The organism is Streptomyces sp. NPDC018029, assembly GCF_044327655.1.
GTDB lineage: Bacteria > Actinomycetota > Actinomycetes > Streptomycetales > Streptomycetaceae > Streptomyces.
Map to the genome: position 1 here is coordinate 13,092 of NZ_JBIRFV010000016.1, position 19,141 is coordinate 32,232.

At 71.3% G+C, this 19,141-nt stretch carries 17 protein-coding genes; 7 read left to right on the forward strand and 10 right to left on the reverse strand.

The window, feature by feature from the left end; genetic code table 11:
* Positions 1–2: 2 nt before the first annotated feature.
* Entirely contained in the window at positions 3–902 is a 900-nt protein-coding gene (locus tag ACH4D5_RS35755; protein WP_398311683.1) for an alpha/beta hydrolase, read from the reverse strand.
* A gap of 116 nt (positions 903–1,018) precedes the next feature.
* On the opposite strand from ACH4D5_RS35755, the gene ACH4D5_RS35760 reads away from it, so the two are divergent.
* Positions 1,019–2,062 (forward strand): helix-turn-helix domain-containing protein, encoded by a 1,044-nt coding sequence (locus ACH4D5_RS35760; protein WP_398311335.1) that lies wholly within the window; start codon positions 1,019–1,021, stop codon positions 2,060–2,062.
* On the opposite strand, the gene ACH4D5_RS35765 is transcribed toward ACH4D5_RS35760, so the two are convergent.
* Positions 2,034–2,999: a hypothetical protein gene (locus ACH4D5_RS35765; RefSeq protein ID WP_398311338.1), complete on the reverse strand. Its 966-nt coding sequence runs from the start codon at positions 2,997–2,999 to the stop codon at positions 2,034–2,036. The genes ACH4D5_RS35760 and ACH4D5_RS35765 overlap by 29 nt on opposite strands.
* Before the next feature lie 406 nt (positions 3,000–3,405).
* Here ACH4D5_RS35765 and ACH4D5_RS35770 point away from each other — a divergent pair, with 406 nt between their 5' ends.
* The gene (locus ACH4D5_RS35770) at positions 3,406–5,367 is read left to right on the forward strand and encodes a serine/threonine-protein kinase (protein ID WP_398311341.1); all 1,962 of its coding nucleotides are present in this window, start codon (positions 3,406–3,408) and stop codon (positions 5,365–5,367) included.
* Positions 5,368–5,420: 53 nt separating this feature from the next.
* Here ACH4D5_RS35770 and ACH4D5_RS35775 read toward each other — a convergent pair whose 3' ends face one another.
* The 3 genes from ACH4D5_RS35775 to ACH4D5_RS35785 form a co-directional block, all read right to left on the reverse strand.
* Positions 5,421–5,987 carry a hypothetical protein gene (locus ACH4D5_RS35775; RefSeq protein ID WP_398311344.1) on the reverse strand — a complete coding sequence of 189 codons (567 nt, stop codon included), beginning with the start codon at positions 5,985–5,987 and terminating at the stop codon, positions 5,421–5,423.
* Positions 5,988–6,118: 131 nt separating this feature from the next.
* A complete protein-coding gene (locus ACH4D5_RS35780; RefSeq protein WP_398311346.1) occupies positions 6,119–6,565 on the reverse strand; it encodes a hypothetical protein in 447 nt (148 codons plus the stop codon).
* Between the two features lie 385 nt (positions 6,566–6,950).
* Positions 6,951–8,360 carry a helix-turn-helix domain-containing protein gene (locus ACH4D5_RS35785; protein ID WP_398311349.1) on the reverse strand — a complete coding sequence of 470 codons (1,410 nt, stop codon included), beginning with the start codon at positions 8,358–8,360 and terminating at the stop codon, positions 6,951–6,953.
* 220 nt (positions 8,361–8,580) lie between these two features.
* Between ACH4D5_RS35785 and ACH4D5_RS35790 the strand changes: the two genes are divergently transcribed.
* A complete protein-coding gene (locus tag ACH4D5_RS35790) occupies positions 8,581–9,960 on the forward strand; it encodes a M64 family metallopeptidase (RefSeq protein WP_398311352.1) in 1,380 nt (459 codons plus the stop codon).
* 191 nt (positions 9,961–10,151) lie between these two features.
* Positions 10,152–10,679, forward strand: coding sequence for a hypothetical protein (locus tag ACH4D5_RS35795; RefSeq protein ID WP_398311354.1), 528 nt, complete (start codon positions 10,152–10,154; stop codon positions 10,677–10,679).
* A gap of 15 nt (positions 10,680–10,694) precedes the next feature.
* On the opposite strand, the gene ACH4D5_RS35800 is transcribed toward ACH4D5_RS35795, so the two are convergent.
* Positions 10,695–11,771 (reverse strand): LacI family DNA-binding transcriptional regulator, encoded by a 1,077-nt coding sequence (locus ACH4D5_RS35800; protein WP_398311357.1) that lies wholly within the window; start codon positions 11,769–11,771, stop codon positions 10,695–10,697.
* Between the two features lie 265 nt (positions 11,772–12,036).
* Between ACH4D5_RS35800 and ACH4D5_RS35805 the strand changes: the two genes are divergently transcribed.
* Complete coding sequence (locus tag ACH4D5_RS35805) at positions 12,037–12,984, forward strand: nucleoside hydrolase (RefSeq protein WP_398311360.1); 948 nt, start codon at positions 12,037–12,039, stop codon at positions 12,982–12,984.
* A complete protein-coding gene (locus ACH4D5_RS35810; protein ID WP_398311363.1) occupies positions 12,981–14,432 on the forward strand; it encodes an MFS transporter in 1,452 nt (483 codons plus the stop codon). Before ACH4D5_RS35805 ends, ACH4D5_RS35810 begins: the two co-directional genes overlap by 4 nt.
* A 41-nt stretch (positions 14,433–14,473) precedes the next feature.
* Here ACH4D5_RS35810 and ACH4D5_RS35815 read toward each other — a convergent pair whose 3' ends face one another.
* Positions 14,474–15,400, reverse strand: a complete 927-nt coding sequence (locus tag ACH4D5_RS35815; protein ID WP_398311366.1) for an SMP-30/gluconolactonase/LRE family protein — start codon at positions 15,398–15,400, stop codon at positions 14,474–14,476.
* A gap of 85 nt (positions 15,401–15,485) precedes the next feature.
* Here ACH4D5_RS35815 and ACH4D5_RS35820 point away from each other — a divergent pair, with 85 nt between their 5' ends.
* Positions 15,486–15,947, forward strand: coding sequence for an Lrp/AsnC family transcriptional regulator (locus ACH4D5_RS35820; RefSeq protein ID WP_398311686.1), 462 nt, complete (start codon positions 15,486–15,488; stop codon positions 15,945–15,947).
* A 5-nt stretch (positions 15,948–15,952) separates the two neighbouring features.
* Here the strand turns inward: ACH4D5_RS35820 and ACH4D5_RS35825 are convergent, their stop codons facing one another.
* The 3 genes from ACH4D5_RS35825 to ACH4D5_RS35835 form a co-directional block, all read right to left on the reverse strand.
* Positions 15,953–17,284, reverse strand: a complete 1,332-nt coding sequence (locus ACH4D5_RS35825; RefSeq protein ID WP_398311369.1) for an APC family permease — start codon at positions 17,282–17,284, stop codon at positions 15,953–15,955.
* Positions 17,285–17,378: 94 nt separating this feature from the next.
* Positions 17,379–18,143, reverse strand: a complete 765-nt coding sequence (locus tag ACH4D5_RS35830) for an SDR family NAD(P)-dependent oxidoreductase (protein ID WP_398311371.1) — start codon at positions 18,141–18,143, stop codon at positions 17,379–17,381.
* Positions 18,140–19,126: an ornithine carbamoyltransferase gene (locus ACH4D5_RS35835; protein WP_398311374.1), complete on the reverse strand. Its 987-nt coding sequence runs from the start codon at positions 19,124–19,126 to the stop codon at positions 18,140–18,142. The genes ACH4D5_RS35830 and ACH4D5_RS35835 overlap by 4 nt, the downstream gene beginning before the upstream one ends.
* Positions 19,127–19,141 lie beyond the last annotated feature (15 nt).

Genomic DNA, 19,141 nt, shown 5'->3' on the forward strand with positions numbered 1-19,141 from the left:
GCTCACTCGGTGAGCGCGCGCCGGAGGACGTCCCCGAGCCGGGCGAGCTGCCGCTGCGACACGGTGGCGGACACGATGGCCTGCGAACCGTGGAAGGTGCCTGGCCACTGGTGCAGTTCCACCGACACACCCGCCTGCAGCAGACGCTGCGCGTAGATGATGTCCTCGTCGCGGTTCGGGTCGAACTCGGCGGTGGCGATGTAGGCGGGCGGCAGGCCGGACAGGTCGGCGGCCCGCGCCGGAGCCGCGTACGGCGTGGCGGGCCGGTCACCCAGATAGTGCCGCCACGACGCCCGCACGTTGGCGCGGGTCGCCCACGGCGTATCCGTGAAGTTCCTGGCCGACCACGTCTCCTGACGGTCGTCGAGGGAGGCTTCGTTGAGCAACTGGAAACAGATCGGCGGCCCTTGCTCGTCGCGGGCCCGCAGCGTCAGGGCCGCGGCGAGGTTCCCGCCGGCGCTGTGACCGCCGACCGCGATCCGCGCCGGGTCGACGCCGAGCTCCGCCGCGTGCGCGGCCGTCCACTTCAGCACGGCGTACGCGTCGTCGAGGGCGGCCGGGAAGCGGTGCTCGGGGGAGAGCCGGTAGCCCACCGAGACCAGCAGCGCCCCGGAGGCCGCCGCGATCCGACTGGCCCACGGGTGTTCGGTGTCCAGGTCGCCCGCGACCCGCGCGCCCCCGTGCATCCAGACGACTGCTCCCCGCGCCTGCGGCGGCCGGTAGAGGCGGACCGGCACGTCGGCCGGGACCGCGGGCACCGTGCGGTCCTCGATCTCCATGCCCGTGGTGTCCGGCGCCGGCTTCGCGGCGGCGTACTCGGCATACTTCTTGCGTGCGGCGACCGGGTCACTGAGATCCTGCGGCGGGAGCAGCGGGAGGAAGACTTCGAGTTCGGCATCCATGACGGTCATCTTCACAGCCGTCGTTCGGGCGGACGTCCGCCAACTGTCGGGCTTCCCCGCCGGTTCGCGCGCCGATCGGCGCCCTGTGCCGACACCGTCGGCCCTATCCTCCTGTCATGGAAGCACTGGCGGTACGGCTGTCGGGACTCGATCCGCACGTCGAGGGCGCCATCCGCGTGGTCGCGTTCTACGACACGCTGATGCGCCGGCGGGTGGACCTCCAGGCGCTCGCCCGGGCCTCTGCCGGTCTGGCCGAGTGCGTGACCGGGGTGCTGCTCCACGGCACCGGGCGGGCGATCCGCGTCTCGCCCGAGGGCACCGCGGCATCCGCCCCGCCGTCGCCCGCGTCCAGCACGACGCCGATCACCCTCGACGAGGAGGAGATCGGCACCGTGTGGCTGGAGCGCCCCGGCCCGCCCAATCCGCTCGACGACGTCCTCCTCGACCGGCTCGCCATCGCCGCCGCGGCGGCCGTCGAGCGGTACGGCCCCGCTCGTACCACGATGGCCGACCCCGCCCTGGTCGAACTCGCCATCAGCTGCGACAGCGAAGAGGCCGCCCGGGCCAGGGCGTTGCGCCTGCTGGGGTTCGCCGCCGACCTGCCGGTCCGCGTCGTCGCCGTACGCTCGCGGCTGCCGCTCGACCGCATCGGCGCCCTGATCTGCCCCTCCCGGCCGGTGAAGGCGGCACCGCTCGCCGACGTGGGCGTCATCCTGGCCACCACCGTCGACCAGAGCGCGTTCCCGGCAGGTGTACGCGCGGGTGTCGGCACCGCCGGAAGTCCGGAGCGGTCCTGGCGCGAAGCCCGCACCGCCCTCCGCTTCGCCACCCCGGGCCGGCCGGTCGTCCCCCACGAGGGACTGGGCGCGCTGGCGCTGCTCGCGCAGGTCTCGCACGACGCCGTACGGGACAACGCCGACGTGGCCGCGATCGCGCGCCTCGCCGCCGGCGCGGCCGACGCCGCCGACCTGGAGACCCTGGACGCCTACTGCTCCACCGGCTCCCTGCGCCGGGCCGCGGACCTCCTGCACCTGCACCACAGCAGCGTCGCCCGCCGACTCGAACAGCTCGGAAAGAGCCTGGACATCGACCTGACCGAGCCCACCGGGCTGCTCCGCGCCCGGCTCGCCCTCACCGCGTGGCGGCTGCTCGACGGCTGAGGGCTGCGGACACGCCCGTACCGCTGCCGCTGTCACCGCCCCCTCGCCGCCTCTCGACCCCCCGCCGCCACACCGCGAATCCGGCCATGGCGACCAGCAGATACACCGGTACGAGGAGCTCCACGTCCGGGGACGACAGCTCCACGGACCAGCCCGCGCCACGCTCGTCCCCCTCGAACACGACCCGGTTGACGGTCAGGAACGCCAGATGCGCCCCGATGCCGACGCACAGCGGGGCGCGCCGCACCGCGGTGCGGGCCGTGACGAGCATCAGGCCGAACACCGTCAGCAGAATCAGATAGCCGACCGGGTCCTGCCCGCCCGGTGCGAGCCCCACGGGACCGGCCTCCCCGCCGACGAGGGGCGCGACCCCGGCCTCCACCACCGTCGAAAGACCGGGCACGACCAGAAACACGGCCGTCGTGCCGAGGGCCGAGGCCAGGCCGCCGAACCGGCCGCGCAGCGCGGTCCACGTGCAGCCGCGCAGCGTCGTCTCCTCCGGCAGCGCCTCCAGGAGCAGCGCGACCACGCCGTTCGTCACCAGGAATCCGGCGAGCTCGGGCAGGTCAGGACGCGACCAGCTCAGCAGACCGGTGGCCGTCCCCGCGCCGAGCACGATCGCCGCGGAGCCCACCGTCACCCCCGTCCCCACGAGCAGAGCCCGCAGACTGTCGCCAGGACCGCCGAACCCGATGTCCTTGAGGGAGCCGCCCCGGCGCCGCAGCGCCAGCACGACGAGCGGCAGGGCCACCGCGCTGACCAGCGCCGCCGGAACGAGCCGGGCGAGGAACCCGGACACCCCGACGGCATCGGCGAGCACGGCACCCACCGCCGTACCCGCGCCCAGCGCCACACCCATGACGAGACCGCCGCCCAGCGCCCGCCCCAGGACTCCGGTGAGCGAGGGGGCGGGTGTGGTGCGCTGCGGGCCTGCCATGTGTCTCTCCTTGGTACCGCTGGAAACCGCCGGATCAGGGCTACTCCCCATCCTCGACGCCCGCGCGATCATGAGAGTCGTAGCCGTGGATGAAATGGCCGTACATCTTTCGATGCAGGCGCTTTCGCAGCAGGCGTCGCGTTCGCTTGTGTCATGGATTCTGGAGCCCGCGTGGATGGCGGCGACGGCACCGAAAGGGTGGCTGCCGCAGCTCCCGTCGGTTCTCCGTAACCCAGCCGGCCATGGCCGAGCGTTTCGCCGTTGTCACACAACGATCTTGGGCGCCCTCTTCACGTTCCGGTACACACCGGCAGATGCGGAAAAGCTCGTCTTGGCCCAGTTCATGGCGATGCCCCGGCCGGGCCGATGCCCCGCCCCTGTCGGAGAGTTGGGCTACCTTACCCATGTGGAACAGCTGATCGCCGAGGATCCGGCGCACATAGGCCCGTACCGACTGATCGCCCGCCTCGGCGCGGGCGGCATGGGTCTCGTCTATCTCGGCCGCTCCGAGGGCGGGCGTACCGTCGCGGTGAAGGTCGTGCAGGCCGAGTTCGCCGCGCAGCCCGACTTCCGCAGGCGGTTCGCGCTCGAGGTGGATGCCGCCCGGCGGGTGGGCGGGGCGTGGACGGCCGCCGTGCTCGGATCCGACACCGCAGCGCGCGTGCCCTGGGTGGCGACGCAGTACGTGCCCGGCCCGTCCCTGCACGATGTCGTGGCCAGGGACTTCGGGCCGCTGCCCGAGGCGTCCGTACGCTTCCTCGCCGAGGGCCTCGCGCATGCACTGGTCGACATCCACGGGGCCGGACTGATCCACCGGGACCTCAAGCCGTCCAACGTCCTGGTCACCGTGGACGGCCCGCGCGTCATCGACTTCGGCATCGCCCGCGCCCTGGAAACCCTCGTCGAGGGCCCACTGACCCGCACCGGCGCGGTGATCGGATCCCCGGGCTTCATGTCCCCGGAGCAGGTGCGTGGGCAGCGTCTCACACCCGCGTCCGACGTCTTCTGCCTGGGCTCGGTCCTCGCCTTCGCCGCGACCGGACGTTCGCCCTTCGGCACCGTCGGCATCGGGCTGCATTCGCTGATGTTCCGTGTCGCCGAAGAAGAGCCCGACCTCGTCGGCGTACCGGAGGCCCTGCTGCCGCTGGTACGGGAGTGCCTGCGCAAGGATCCGTCCGCCAGGCCCACCCCGCAGGACCTGGTCGCCCGAACCGCCACGGGCACTTCCGCCACTTGGCTCCCGGGTGAGGTCCTCGCCCAACTGGGCCGCAGCTCGGCCCAGTTGCTGGACTTCGCTCCGGAGGCAATACCGACTCCCACCGCCACGCCCACGTCACTGGACCCCCACCCGAACTTCCAGGCGCCCCCACTTCAGGCACCCTCCCTTCCGCCACCCCCACCGCCCGGGACCTTCCCGCACTACGCGCCCACCCAGGGGGTCGACGGGGGCAGCCGACCGCCGACTCCCCGTCGCCGAAGGACTGTCATCGTCGCCGCGGCCGCTGCCACGGTCGTGCTCATCGGGGGTGGGCTGATCGCTCTCAGTCCCTGGAAGGACGGCTCCTCCGGTGACGGTGGCAGTGGGAACACCCTGCCGGACAGCTTCGCCGGGGCCTGGGTGGGTGTTCAGAAGACCGGCGCCAAGGACAAGTCCACCGGCGCCCCGGTGACGGTGCTCACCCGGCTGACGCTCGACAAGGGCGTCCGTGTCGATGAGAAGGCCGAGTACGCCGTGCTGGGCCTCGGCCGCCTGTGTGTCTACAGTCCCACTCTCACCTCGACCTCCGACGGCACCTCGATCCAGGTGGGCGCCTCCACCTTGAAGCTCGCTCAGCCGAAGAGCGAGTCCGGGAAGTGCGAGAAGCGGCAGCCGGCCATGACGCTCAAGAGCCGAGGCGCCGGCAAGGTCGCCGTGACCAGCGACAACGCCAAGAGCACCCTCATCAAGGACGGGGTGGAAGACCCGAAGGTGAAGTCGCTCGACAAGTTCAACGGACGGTGGACCTACGACCCAGGGAAGTCCGTCTGGAAGTCGGTCACGGTGGTGATCGGCTATGGCCCCGGCCCGCGCGGCTTGCAGATCCATTTCCAGCGAGACGGCGGGGCGTGCCAGTACACGGCACAGGCGTTCAGCGTGCTGGAAGTCCAAGGGGGCGAGGAGCCGAAGGTTCTGGAGACCACTCCGGGGGAGCTCGAAGGCAGCGCATCCGCCGAGGACTGCGCCCGGGAGGGTCCGTTCTTCCGGGACGGCCCGCTCCTCCGGATCACCCGCACCAAGAGCAGCAAGGACCTGGAGTTCACCATGTTTTCCCCGGGTCAGAATCTGCTGCTGTCGGCCGGGAAACTGAAACGGGCCTCCTCCGGATAGGGCAGCCGGACAGGGCGGCCAGTGGCAGGGGCGGCCGTCCAAGCTCGGCGCGTTCAGGCGCTGTCTGGATGACCGCTGGAGCCGGGGTCGCACAAACGCCCGGACAGCGTCGGGGCCTGGATGCTGTAGACATCGCCGACCCGCAGATTGTCCGGCGTGCTGTGCTCGCCATAGGTGCCTATGACGGAGACGGTCACACGGGAATCGGGCTGCTGGAAAGTACGGAAATACGGTGCGTTCGCCGGGATTTCCGGGACCTCCAACAGGGGGATGCCGCGCCGCCCCAGCAGACGCTGCAGCTTTTCGAACCGAAGCCTGGGAGTGAACCGCCCGTACCGGGCACGAAGCGCGTCGTTGACGAGGGTCCGGTCCCGGTACGCGAGCCGGTGCACCTGCAAGGTGAAGTGGTGCCCCGACCAGGGGTGGTCGGCGGAAGCACGGTCCCAGTAGAACTCGGCGAGGCCGTAGTCACGGCACATACTGCGGTCACCAAAGGTGTTCTCGGCGAAGTCCGGCCCAAGGACTTTGGTGACGTGGCCGGGAGAGTCCGCGGGGCGCACGCCGAGCAAGGTGCCGGTGGTGACGACGTCCACGTAGAACGCCAGGGAATGCGGAGTCAAAGGCTGATCCTCAATGCGACCAAGGCCGCAGCGCTCCCACCGCGGTTCATTTTCTCGACGAGACGCTCTGACGCGCCTCTCCGCTGCTGCAAGCGTATGAGGGGAAGCGGAGAGGACAACTCGGCGCGTGATCAGAGTGCGGCTCCCTGCTCCGCTCGCGGCCAACTCCCGAGGGCCGAAGCGAGGCGGTCCTGAAGAGCAGGGTCTTGCACTTCAACCGCCAAGCGGTAGGCGAGGGGACCGATCTGCCATCCGGCGTGACGGTCGAAGTGCGGATATGGCCCCGCTTCGTTGTGTGCGAGTTTACCGACCAGCTCAGCGAGGCCGAGGAGCAAGTACTCAGCGGTCCGGCGCTCGCCTTCCAGGCTGCTCCGGCGCACGCGGTCGCACAGGTCACGGCCTTGACTCCACTGCGTTGAGTCGGACGCCATTTCCAGCGCCGCGTCGATCTCAGGCGTCCTGCCCAGACTCAGCACGGCCGCCTCCAGGACCTGCCCGGCCCAGGCCACCGGCTGCCGCTGCCGCTCGAACAGCGATCGTCCCCACTGGCCGATGCCACCCCGCTCACCACTGCACATTCCACGAGCATGACGATGCAGCCGTTCATAAGCAACGGATTTGGGGCCGATCAGAGCCCAGTACGAGACAGCTCCGGCCTGCCGCCCCGACGGGCGCGGCCTCCAGCAGCTCGGGCTCGGCGGCGAGCAGGAGCATGGTAGCGCCGGCAGCGTGCATGAACGTGGGCCGCACCGCAGGGACAGGAAAGAGTGCGAGTGCAACGCAGCGGTCATCGACGCCCTCCGAAGCGGCAGGCCGCACCTCCTGGTCGACCTCATCGGGCAGCAGGGTGGGAATCGTGAACGGGGCGGGGGGCTTCGGGCCGGGAGGCCATCGCCTCGCCGGTGCTGCCGGGCAGGCGCAGCCTTCTGCGCGTGGCAGTCCGGTGGCCCCGGAACTGTCGGCTCACATCGGGGGAGTGGCGGGTGCCGGCCCCAAGGTGGTCGTGCCGGGTGCGGCGCGGTGGCCGAGGCCCGTGCGGTACGCGTCCATCGCGGCCTCCACCCGCCCGGTGCGGCGCAGCAGATCGCCCAGGAGGCGGCAGAGGTCCGCCAAGTCGCCGACCGCGCTGGAGCGTTCGAGGAGTGACAGCGCCGCGCAGTAGTGCTCCTCGGCGCTCTCGGTGTCGCCCCGCTCCTCGGCGATCAGCCCGAGCAGCCGGTGCGCGCCGCCCGCGTGCACCGCGCCGCGCCCGGCCCCCAGCGACCCGGCCCCGAGCGTCCCGGCACCCCCCGCCTCGTCGTCGTCCGCGGTGAGCAGCGGCCGCAGCAGTGCCTCCGCCTCCTCGGCCCTGCCGCGCCGCCGCAGTACGTCCGCCAGCTCGACCTCGACCTGTTCGGTGAAGAGCGCGGCCCGCTTGGAGGCGAGAATGCCGCGGGCCGTGCGCAGCTCGGTCTCGGCGCGCTCCAGGTCGCCGTCCTGCGCGTGTACGTACCCGCGCATCCAGTGGCAGTGCGCCAGCTCGGTGCGGATGTGCAGCTGGCGGTAGAGCTCCTGGGCCTTGGCGAGCGACGCGTCGGCCTCGGCGATGCGGCCTTCGGCGATGAGGGTGCGGGCCACGCCGCGGTGCATCCCCGCGACCAGCGCGGGATCGTCGACGCGCGGCGCGAGCGCGAGCGCAAGCTCGGCGGCGTGCGCGGCCCGCGCGTGCGCGCCCATGTCCATGTACGGGGCGATGGACGCCGTGTAGAGGAGCAGCAGGGCGTCGGGGTCGTGCAGTCCCGCGGTGTCGAGTTCGTCGAGGGTGCTCTCCAACAGGTAGCAGGCGTACCGCAGTTCGCCGCTGAGGAGGTGGGTCGTGGCGCGGCCCCGGATGGCCGGGACGCGGCGGGGCAGCGGCTCGTCGGCGAGCAGCCGCTCGACGGCGGCGAACCGGTCGCGGGCGCCGGTGAGATCACCGGACTCCAGGAGGCAGTCGCCGAGGCCCAGCAGGGCGTCGGCCTGTTCGGCCACGAGCGCATGCTCGACGGCTTCCTCGTGGAGCGCGCCGAACAGTGCGGCCGCGTCCTCGGGGGCGCCGGTGGCCAGGGCGCGCCGCGCGTCGGTCAACCGCAGGCGCACCCCCGCGGCCAGGTGGGCGGGGCGGCCCGTGGCCAGCTCTTCGTAGCTGACATCCAGGCGGGCGGCGAGGTGGCGCAGGGCGGCCTCGGAGGGGCGCACCTTGCCCGACTCCAGGGTGGAGACGTACGCGGGGGTGTAGGCGGGCTCGGCCAACTGGCGTTGCGTCAGCCCGCGTTCACCGCGCAGGCGTTGGACGCGCCGGCCGATCTCGGCCGGTTCGTCGGGCCGCACACCCTCGGAACTCTTCTGCGTCACCGCTGCCTCTCCGCCGTCTCCCCGGACGCCTGCATCTACGTACGTGGCGCTGAGGCCGTGTACTCACCGCGACGCGAAGTACTCACCGCGGCGTGAACTCGTCCGTCCCGCAAGCAACTTGTCGCACACCCATTGCCTGGCGTCCCGGAAGCCCCTACGTTGAGCCGCGCCTTAACCCTACTTAACCCGCCATTTATATCGCGGACTTCGGAGGACGCCCATGCCCCCCACGCATCGAATAACCAGCCGTGCAGACGGTCCGTCCGGCCGTGCGGACGGCGGCCCGTCCGGCCGGGCAAGACGCAGGCCCCTGCGCATCGCCCTCGCCACGGGCATCGCCCTCACCGCGGCGGTCGTCGCCACCGGCCCCGCGGGCACGGCCACGGCGGCCGACCCGGAGCCGGACGCCGCGCGGACCGAGCACGTCGAGTACTTCACCGGCCCCGGCGGCCACCCCCGGCACACCGAGGTCCCCGCCTCCCCGGCGCTCTCCGCGAAGGAGCGCGCGGAGATCAAGGGCGACGGCGACGTCGTCCCGATCGTCGAAGCGGGGCCGACCGACGCCAAGCTCGACGTCGTCTTCATCGGCGACGGCTACACCGCCTCCCAGCAGGAAGACTTCCACGCCGACGTGCGCGCCAAGTGGGCGAAAGTCTCCGCCGTCGAGCCCTACGCCTCCTACAAGGGCCTCTTCAACGTCTGGGCGGTCGACGCGGTCTCCCGGCAGTCCGGCGTCTCCGGCGACCCGACGAGCGGCACCGTCAAGGACACCGCGCTCGGCTCCGCCTTCTTCTGCGACGGCATCGAGCGACTGCTCTGCGTCGACACCAACAAGGTCGAGTCGTACGCGAAGAAGGCCGCCGACCCCGACCTCGTCATCGTCCTCGCCAACTCCACCAAGTACGGGGGCGCGGGCTACAACGACATCACCTCACCCTCCGGCTACGATGGCATCGCCACGGCCTCCTCGGACAACGCCCAGTCCGACCAGGTCGTCGTCCACGAGACCGGCCACTCGCTGGGCAAGCTGGCCGACGAGTACTGGTACGACGAGTACGGCACGTACCAGGGCGCCGAGCCCTGGGAGACCAACATCAGCAAGCTGCGGGCCGACCAGCTCACCGCGCAGAAGAAGAAGTGGTACCGGTGGATCGGCCGGACCTCACCGGACGGCGGGAAGGTCGGTGCGTACGAGGGCGGCGGCTATTACCCGCGCGGCCTGTACCGCCCCACCACCGACTCGATCATGCGCACGCTCGGCCGCGAGTTCAACCTGCCCGGCCGCGAGGCCATGATCGCCGGCTTCCACCGGCACGCCTCCGTCGTCACTGCGGTCACGCCCACGGACCGCACCGTGCGACGCGACACCAAGGTCCGCGTGCAGGTGGCGGACGGCATCCGACTGCGCTGGAGCGTCGACGGCCGCGAGGTCCGCCATGCCGACGGCGACACGACCGTGACCCCGCGCGCCCTGGGGGTCCCGTCCGACGGCCGCACACACCACCTCTCGGTCCGCGCCACCGACCCGACGAACGCCGTCCTCGACCCGGCACTGCGCACGTTGCTGTCCGACTCGCTCACGTGGCGGGTGCGCCGCTGACCGGGTGACCGGCTGACAGCCTGGGCGGCGACCGCGTTCCCCTCTGCCCGTTCGCGACCGCAGGCGCGTCGCACGACGATCCGAGCACGGGGCGCGGTCGCCTCTCTGGGCTACTGTCCAGAGCCAAGCGCGCTGCAACCGTCGACGAGGACATGGCCCGTTGGCGTCGAGACGACCAGGGATACGTGACAGTGGAGCAGGACGAAGAACAGGCGCCCGTTTCGGATGCGGCGTCTGCGCCTACCCGCCGACGGGACTACAAGACCTGTCTGGCGATGGTGGTGGTCATCGCGTGTGTCGTCTGTGTCCCTGCGGTCGGTGGCGAGCTCTGGGGGCGGGACGTCTGGCGCTGGGCGGGCGTCTCCTGGCCCGGCGGGGTCTACAGCTTCGCTGTGCTGATGGGGCTGTCCGTCCCTGGCCTGCTCTTGCTGCTGTTCGCCGCTCTGACCTCCTTGGACTGGCAACGGCACGCCGTCCGGTCGTTCGCCTGGGCGGGCGCGGCGTTCGGCGGCTTCATCGTGCTCATTGCCATCGGCGGGGCGGTGGTGGATACGTGGCCCTTCGGCGGGGGTCGCCGGGGCGGGCCGGGTGGCACCGACACCTCACGGCAATATCCGAGCCTCTGGGCAGCCGGCCTCGGTGCCACGGTCGTCGGGATTCTCGTCCTGACAGTCCTGATCCTCATGTCCGAAAAGAAGCGGCGCCTGTCGCACAACTGACTGTGGCGTGGCTTCTCACGTGAGGGTCGAGGCGCTGACCGGTTCTGCCGACCGCGCCGCCGGCGGCACGCCGAACCGTCCGCTCCCCGGTGCGTCCCGCGCGCTTGAGCCGCGGAGCACAAGTTCGGGAGCGAGCCGTATCGCGCGGCGCGAACCCCCCGTACCGTCGGAGAGGCGACGGCCGAGGAGGCGTGCCGCCTCTGCGGCCAGTTCGGCCACCGGCTGGCGGACCGTGGTGATGCCCGGGGCGGAGAGTGCCGCCATCGGGATGTCGTCGAAGCCGGTGACGGCGACCTCGCCGGGCACGTCGGCGCCGAGCTGCTGCAGGCGTTGCAGCGCCCCGACGGCGATCAGGTCGTTGGCGCAGACCAGGGCGTCGGGCCGGGCGGGCCACACCTCGTCGACCGCGGCCCGTCCCCACTCGACGGAGAAGTCGCCGAGGGCCACCCGGTCCGGCGCGCCGGGGTCGAGTGCGCCGGCCCCCGCGGCGTACGCGGCGCGCCGCTCGGCGGCCGCCGATGCCGTCCCCGCCGCGCCGAGGAAGCAGACCCGGCGCCGCCCCGCGGCGGCCAGATGATCGAGGACGAGGGCCATGCCCGCGGTGTTGTCGACCGCGACGGAGTCGGCGATGCCCGGACCGCAGCCACGGTCCATCAGGACGAGAGGCACGCGCGCCGCCGCCGCTGCCACCGCCTCCCGGCTGCGCTCCTCGTCCGCCGGGATCACCAGGAGTGCGTCCACCTGCCGGCTCAGCAGGTCGGAGATGTACTCCGCCTCGGCCACCGGGTCGTCGTCGCAGTCGGCCAGCAGCACGGCCCGTCCGTCGGCGTGCAGGACGTGCGTCAACTCCCGTACCAGCGTGGGGTAGAAGGGGTTCGTGATCTGCGGCAGGACCAGTCCGACCGTGCCCGTGGAGCGGCTGCGCAGGGCGCGGGCCGCGTGGTTCGGACGGTAGCCGAGCGCGTCCGCCGCCTCACGGACACGGCGGGCCGTCTCCGCGCCGACGGGGCGCGTGCCGGCCAGGACCCGGGAGACCGTGGCGACGGAGCAGCCGGAGACCCGGGCCACGTCTCTCAGCGTTACGTCCCCCACGCCGCGCCCACCCTTCCGACGAGCCGATCAAATTTCGGCAAACGTTATCAGTGGGGGTTCACCGCGACCAGACCCTGTTTTCGGGGCAAATTGCGCCGGTTGTGTGGCACTTGCCCCGCTCCGGTCCATGTCCGTTCCGGGCGCGTTTGCAGGGGTGTGGTTTCGGCCATTGACATAATTCGCACCTGTGCACAGAGTCTTCGGAGAACGTTTTCCCGAGTCGGCGCCGCGCAGCGCCGGCTCAGCCGAACAAAGAGGTTCCGCGATGCCCCGAAAGATCATCCTGGACTGCGACCCCGGACATGACGACGCCATCGCCATGCTCCTGGCGCACGGCAACCCGGATGTCGAGCTGGTCGCCGTCACCACCGTGGTGGGCAACCAGACCCTGGAGAAGGTCACCCGCAACGCCCTCTCGGTGGCCCGCATCGCGAACATCACCGGCGTCCCCTTCGCCGCGGGATGCCCCCGCCCCCTCGTACGCGACGTGGAGAACGCCCCCGACATCCACGGCGAGAGCGGCATCGACGGCCCCCTGATGCCCGAGCCCACCCTCGCCCTGGACGAGCGCCACGCCGTCGACCTCATCATCGACACGGTCATGGCCCACGAGCCCGGCGAGATCACCATCGTCCCGACCGCGGGCCTCACCAACATCGCCCTGGCCGCCCGCAAGGAGCCCCGTATCGTCGAGCGCGTCCGCGAGGTCGTCCTCATGGGCGGCGGCTACCACACGGGCAACTGGAGCCCCGTCGCCGAGTTCAACATCAAGATCGACCCCGAGGCCGCGCACATCGTCTTCAACGAGAGCTGGCCCGTCACCATGGTCGGCCTCGACCTGACCCACCAGGCCCTCGCCACCCCCGAGGTCATCGAGCGCATCGGCAAGGTCGGCACCAAGCCCGCCCTCTTCGTCAACGAGCTCCTCGACTTCTTCGGCGCCATGTACCTGGAGGCCCAGGGCTTCGAGGCGCCGCCCGTCCACGACCCGTGCGCCGTCGCGTACGTCATCGACCCGAGCGTCATGACGGTCCGCAAGGCACCCGTCGACGTCGAGCTGACCGGCACGCTCACGCTCGGCATGACCGTGACGGACTTCCGCGCGCCCGCCCCCGACGACTGCCACACCCAGGTCGCCGTCGACCTGGACCACACACGCTTCTGGGACCTGATCGTGGACGCCCTCGAGCGGATCGGCGACGTCAGCGCATGAACGCCTCCTTCACCGAACCCGCCGCCGCGCCCGGCGGCGCCCGCGGCTCCCGACCGGTCCGCATCGGCGTCCTGGTCACCGCGCTCCTCGCGGCCTGCTTCGCCTTCCAGCTCAACGCGAGCATGCTCAGCCCCGCCCTGAAGAACATCGAGGACTCCCTCGGCGCGACCTCCGCCGAGATCGGCCTCACCCAGACCGCGTTCTTCACCTCGGCCGCGCTCTTCTCGCTCTTCCTGCCGCGCCTCGGCGACCTCGTCGGCCGGCGCAAGGTCCTCACCGGAATGCTGGCGCTCATGGTCGTCGGCTGCGTCGTCGCCGCGCTCGCCGAAAGCGTGCCGATGCTCTTCGCGGGCCGCGTCATCCAGGGCGTCTCCGGACCCACCGTGCCGCTCTGCCTGATCATGCTGCGCAACGAGGTCCACGAACCGAAGAAGTACGGCACACTGCTCGGCGTCATCACCGCCGTCAACGGCGGCATCGCCGGCGTCGACTCTCTCGCCGGCGGCTACCTCGCCGACCACCACGGCTTCCAGTCGGTGTTCTGGACCATGGCAGGAGTGGCCGCGCTCGCCACGATCCTCGTCGCCGCCCTCACCCCCGAGTCGAAGGCGGTCCACGCCACCGACACCCGCATGGACTGGCCCGGAGTCACCCTCCTGGTCATCTCCGTCGGCGCGGCCCTCATCGCCCTGAACGAGGCGGGCAAGCTCGGCAACGCGAACTGGCCGCTCGTCGTCGCCCTGTTCGTCGTCACCGCCATCGCCTTCGCCCTGTTCTGGCGCATCGAGGACCGCAGCAGCCACCCCCTGGTCGCCACCCGCCACCTGCGCCAGCGCTCCACCTGGGCGCTGCTGCTCACCACGGTCCTCACCATGACCGGCGTGTTCGCCGTCATGAACGGCATGATCCCTGCCTTCGCGCAGGACGCGCAGGCAGGCTTCGGCATGAGCGCCGAGCAATCCGCCTGGTGGACCCTGACGCCGTACGCCCTCGCGGGCCTCGCCATGGGCCCGCTCGCCGGACGCCTCGCCGCCACGTACGGCTACGGCCGTATCCTGCGCGTCGGCCTCATCGGCTCGGCCGTGACGGTCACGCTGATGCTGTTCACGCTGCACGCCGACTCGCGGCTGCTGCTCCTCGCCGCGTCGATCCTCATCGGCGTGACGTACGCGGGCGTGGGCAACATCGTCCTCAACGGCCTCGGCATCGTGCTCTCCCCGAAGGAGAACCCGGGCTTCCTGCCCGGTCTGAACGCGGGCGCCTTCAACCTCGGCGCGGGCCTCAGCTTCGCTGTCCTGTACGCCGTGCAGACCGCCGCGGAACCGGCCGACAAGACGTCGCCCGCCGGCTACACGGCAGGCATGATCGCCGGAGTCGCCCTCATCGCGGCGGCCTTCGCGACGTCCTTCCTCATCCCCAAGCCGGTGGAGGCGGAAGCCACGGAGTGAACGCGCCGCCCCCAAGCGCCGCACTCACGTGCCGCACCCGCTCAGGCGCGCACCCGCGGCAGCCCCGTCACGGCCATCACCACTGAGTAGAGCGAACTCGTCGCCGTGATGAAGAGCCGGTTGTTCTTCGGGCCGCCGAAGGCGATGTTGGACACCGGCTCCGGCACCCGCAGCCGTCCGATGAGGGTGCCGTCGGGGTCGTAGCAGTGCACCCCTCCCTCGATGGCGGCGGCCCACAGGCGGCCGCCGTCGTCGAAGCGGAGGTTGTCGAACCGGCTGATGTCGTCCTTCGCCTCGGCGAACACCCTGCCCTCGGAGAGCGTGCCGTCCTCGCGCACGTCGAAGACCCGGATGCATCCGGCCCCGGTGTCGGAGACATACAACTGCCGCTCGTCGGGCGAGAACACGAGGCCGTTCGGCGCCCCGAAGCCGTCCGCGACCAGCCGCACCTCGCCCGTCGACGGGTCGATCCGGTACACGTTGCGGCCGTCGATCTCGGGGTCGGCGCGGAAGCCCTCATAGTCGCTGGTGATCCCGAAGTCCGGGTCCGAGAACCACACCGAACCGTCCGAGTGGACGACCGCGTCGTTCGGGCTGTTCAGCCGCTTCCCCTCGAAGCGCTCGGCGAGCACGGTGATCCGGCCGTCGGGCTCGGTGCGGGTGACCCGGCGGTTGCCCTGCTCGCAGCAGATCAGCCGGCCCTCACGGTCGATGGTGTTGCCGTTCACGTGCCCGGCGGACGAGCGGAACACGGAGACCGCGCCGGTCTCCTCGTCCCAGCGCAGCAGCCGGTCGTTCGGAATGTCGCTCCAGACGAGCTGACGCCAGGCGGGCAGGTAGAGCGGCCCCTCGGCCCACCGGCAGCCCCCGTACAGCTTCTCCAGCCGGTCGTCCCCGTTCGCACACCGCCCCGTACGGAACCGATCGTCCAGGATCTCGTACAGGGAGGTGCTGTCGTCGCCGGACATGAATACCCCTTAGCCGTCAGGAACCGAATGTTGTTCGGACGATCATGACTATGCCAGAACGCTGTATGGTTGCGCCATGGTGACTGTGGATGACATGGACCGTCGGCTGATCGCCCTCCTCCAGGAGGACGCGACGATCTCGTACGCCGCCCTCGGCAAGGGAGCGGGTCTCTCCGCGGGCGCCGCCCACGAGCGGGTCCGCAAGCTGCGCGAGCGCGGCGTCATCCGACGTACGACCGTCGAGGCGGACCCCGCCGCGCTCGGCCGCGGGGTGCTCGCCTTCGTGATGGTCGAATCGACGGCGTGGATGGGGGAGTCCGCGGACGCGTTCGCGGCGATCCCCGAGATACAGGAAGCGCACGTCATCGCGGGCAGCGCCTCGGTCCTGGTGAAGGTCCGCACCGCCACGACCGAGCAGCTGCAGGACGTGCTCCGCCGGCTGTACGCGATCGAAGGGGTCAGCGGCACGCAGGCCACCGTCTCCCTGGAGACGTTCTTCGAACGCCCGGTGTCGCCCCTGCCCGGCGCCGATCCGGCCTCGGCGTAGGGGCCTCAGCGCAGGGTCGACGCCCCGCGGCGGCGCCAGGCGGACACCGCGCCGAGGGCCACGCCGACCGCAAGGATGATCAGGCCGCGGGTCCACACCTCGGCCTCGATCTGCGTGGCGAGCAGCACGCAGGAGAGCGCGCCGAGGACCGGGAGTGCGGTGTACGCCCGGAAGTGGGGACGCTCCACGCCGTCGCGGCGCAGCACGAGGACGGCGGTGTTGACGAGGAAGAACACGACGAGGAGCAGCAGCACCAGGGTGGAGGCGAGCGTCTCCACGTCCCCCGTCAGGGCCAGCAGGAAAGAGAGGACGGTCGTGGCGACGATGGTCGCCCACGGAGTGCGGCGGCCGGGCAGCACACGGGTCAGGAAGCGCGGCAGGAGTCCGTCCCGTGCCATGCCGTAGGCCAGCCGCGAGCTCATGATGCCGGTGAGCAGTGCGCCGTTGGCGACGGCGACGAGGGCGATGGCGCTGAACAGCTTCGGAGGCACTCCGCCTGCCTCCCGCACCACTTCGAGCAGCGGGCCGCTGGAGTCGGCGAGCGTCTCGGTGGGGACGGCCACCGAGGCGACGATCCCGACGAGGGCGTAGACGGCCCCCGCCGTCACCAGGGCGCCGAAGAGGGCGCGGGGGTAGGAACGGCGCGGGTCGCGGGTCTCCTCGGCGACGTTGACGGAGGTCTCGAAGCCGACGAAGGAGTAGTACGCGAGCACCGTCCCGCTCAGGACGCCGGCCGCGGCCCCCTTCTCCGCGGTGCCGAGCTGGACGAGCCTCCCGGCGTCGCCGTCGCCGCGCAGGAACAGCCACACGCCGAGGCCGACGACCAGCAGGAGACCCCCCACTTCGATGACCGTCGCGGCCACGTTGGCGCGGGTGGACTCGCTGATGCCGCGGGCGTTGAGGAGGGCCAGGGCACCCAGGAAGAGCGCCGCCACCAGGACGACGGGCAGGGTGACGAAGGCGGTCAGGTACTCCCCGGCGAAGCCCCGGGCCAGCGCGGCCACGGAGACGATGCCCGCCGCCAGCATGCAGAACCCGGCCAGGAACCCGGCGAAGGGTCCGTAGGCGAGCGTCGCGTAGTGGGAGGCGCCCCCGGCTTTCGGATACTTCGTGGCGAGCTCGGCGTACGAGGAGGCGGTCAGCAGCGAGAGCAGCAGGGCGAGGACCAGGGGCACCCAGACGGCGCCGCCCGATTCGGCGGCGATCTGCCCGACGAGGACGTAGACCCCCGCCCCGAGCACGTCTCCGAGGATGAAGAAGTAGAGCAGCGGAGTCGTCAGGGCCTTCTTCAGCCCGACGGACCGGTCGCCGGACTGATCGGTGAGTTGCTCGGCCACTCGTTTTCCGCTCCTCGGTGTGGAATCCCTCGTTCAGTCTGTCGAACGCCAACACGTGTTGCACGCGGGGCGGCGTTCGACACGAGGGTTCCCCCTAAACGCTTCCTCCACCGTCCACGGTCAGCACGGTGCCCGTGACGAAGTCGGCGTCGGGCCCGGCGAGGAAGGCGACCGCCGCGGCTATGTCCTCGGGCGTGCCGATCCTGCCCAGCGGCCGGTCGGCGGCCTCGGCGAGGAACTCGGCGTCGGACTGGCCGAGTTGACGTGCCTCACGGGCGAGCATGGGCGTGCGGGTGTCGCCCGGGGCGACGCAGTTGACCCTGATGCCGGCGGGGCTGTGGTCCAGCGCCATGGCCTGTGTGAGCATCACCACACCGGCCTTCGCCGTGCAGTACGCGGCGGCCTTCGCCCCGGCACGCAGGCCCCAGCCGGAGGCGACGGTGACGATGCTCCCGTGTCCGGCACGCTCCATGAGCGGGATGACCTCCCGGCACACGAGGAAGACCGAGTCCACGTTGTCCGCGAACGTCGCGTGCCAGTCGTCCAGGGACAGCTCCCGTACCGTCCCGCGCCGGATGCTGCCCGCGACGCAGCACACGTCGGTGATGCCGCCGAGCCTGCCGACGACCTCTTTCACCAGGGCCGATACCTCGCCCTCGGCGGAGACGTCGCACACGAACGGCTCGGCGTGCCCGCCTGCGGCGCGGATGTCGCGGGCCACGGCCTCCGCCTCGTGGTCCCGGTCGACGACCGCGACGGCCGCGCCCTCGTCCGCGAGGCGGCGTGCGACGGCGCGGCCGATGCCACCGCCGCCCCCGGTGACCAGCGCCACCCGTGTGCCAGGTCGTCCGGCCGTCATCGCGGGCCTCCCGAGAGCGTTCCGTCGAAGAGCTGGGTGAGGAGGGCCTTCTGGGTGTGCAGGCGGTTCTCGGCCTGCTGGAAGATCTTCGACCGGGGGCCGTCCTTCACCTCGGCGTCGACCTCCTCGCCGCGGTTGGTGGGCATGCAGTCGAGGAAGACGGCCTCCTCGCCGGCGAGCCGCATCAGCGGTTCGGTGATCCGCCACCGGTCCGCGAGCCGGGTCCTCGCCTGGATCTCCTCCTGACCGACGAGCGTGGGGGACTTCCAGCTCAGGGTGTACACGGCGGAGCAGCCGCGGACGGCTTCCTCCAGGTCCTGCGTGAGGTCGATGCGCGCGCCGGTGCGGGCGGCGACTTCCTGGACGGCTCCGGTCACGCGCTCCTCGGGCGCGAATCCCGGCGGGTGCGCGACGGTGATGCGGTGGCCGAGCAGGGCCGCGGCCATCATGGAGGAGTGCAGCACCCCGGGGGTCTTCTGCCGCGGCGAGTAGGACCAGGCGTACACGATCCGTTCGGCCGGGACCCCCGCCCCGTACAGCTCGCGCAGTGTCATGAGGTCGGCGAGGACCTGACAGGGGTGTTCCTCGTCGTCCAGCGCGTTGATGACGGGGATCGTCGCCCGGTCGGCCATGGCACGCAGGCGGCGGTGGCCCGCGCCGTACTCGGTCATGTCGTACCAGCGGACCACGAGCGCGTCGAGGTAGCGGTTGAGTACGCCGATGGTGTCCTCGATCGACTCGCGGTTGGCGAGCCGTAGCTCTTCCACCCCGTACGGGTAGCTGTCGGCGCCGAGTTGGGAGGCGGCGACCTGGAAGGAGACGCGGGTTCTGGTGGACGGCACGTTGAAGAGCAGGCCGATGCAGCGGCCCGCGAGGTGGGGGCGCGTGTCGTCGCCGCGTTTCATCGCTTCGGCGAGGTCGAGCAGGGAGCACATTTCCTTGGCTGTGAGGTCCTGTATTCGCAGGATGTGTCGCGCGGTCACGTGAGTACTCCTGTC

Coding starts and splice junctions, on each gene's coding strand:
- ACH4D5_RS35755 (WP_398311683.1), bottom strand. CDS start 902: ATGGATGCCGAACTCGAAGTCTTCCTCCCGCTGCTCCCGCCGCAGGAT.
- ACH4D5_RS35760 (WP_398311335.1), top strand. CDS start 1,019: ATGGAAGCACTGGCGGTACGGCTGTCGGGACTCGATCCGCACGTCGAG.
- ACH4D5_RS35765 (WP_398311338.1), bottom strand. CDS start 2,999: ATGGCAGGCCCGCAGCGCACCACACCCGCCCCCTCGCTCACCGGAGTC.
- ACH4D5_RS35780 (WP_398311346.1), bottom strand. CDS start 6,565: ATGTGCAGTGGTGAGCGGGGTGGCATCGGCCAGTGGGGACGATCGCTG.
- ACH4D5_RS35790 (WP_398311352.1), top strand. CDS start 8,581: ATGCCCCCCACGCATCGAATAACCAGCCGTGCAGACGGTCCGTCCGGC.
- ACH4D5_RS35805 (WP_398311360.1), top strand. CDS start 12,037: ATGCCCCGAAAGATCATCCTGGACTGCGACCCCGGACATGACGACGCC.
- ACH4D5_RS35810 (WP_398311363.1), top strand. CDS start 12,981: ATGAACGCCTCCTTCACCGAACCCGCCGCCGCGCCCGGCGGCGCCCGC.
- ACH4D5_RS35815 (WP_398311366.1), bottom strand. CDS start 15,400: ATGTCCGGCGACGACAGCACCTCCCTGTACGAGATCCTGGACGATCGG.
- ACH4D5_RS35830 (WP_398311371.1), bottom strand. CDS start 18,143: ATGACGGCCGGACGACCTGGCACACGGGTGGCGCTGGTCACCGGGGGC.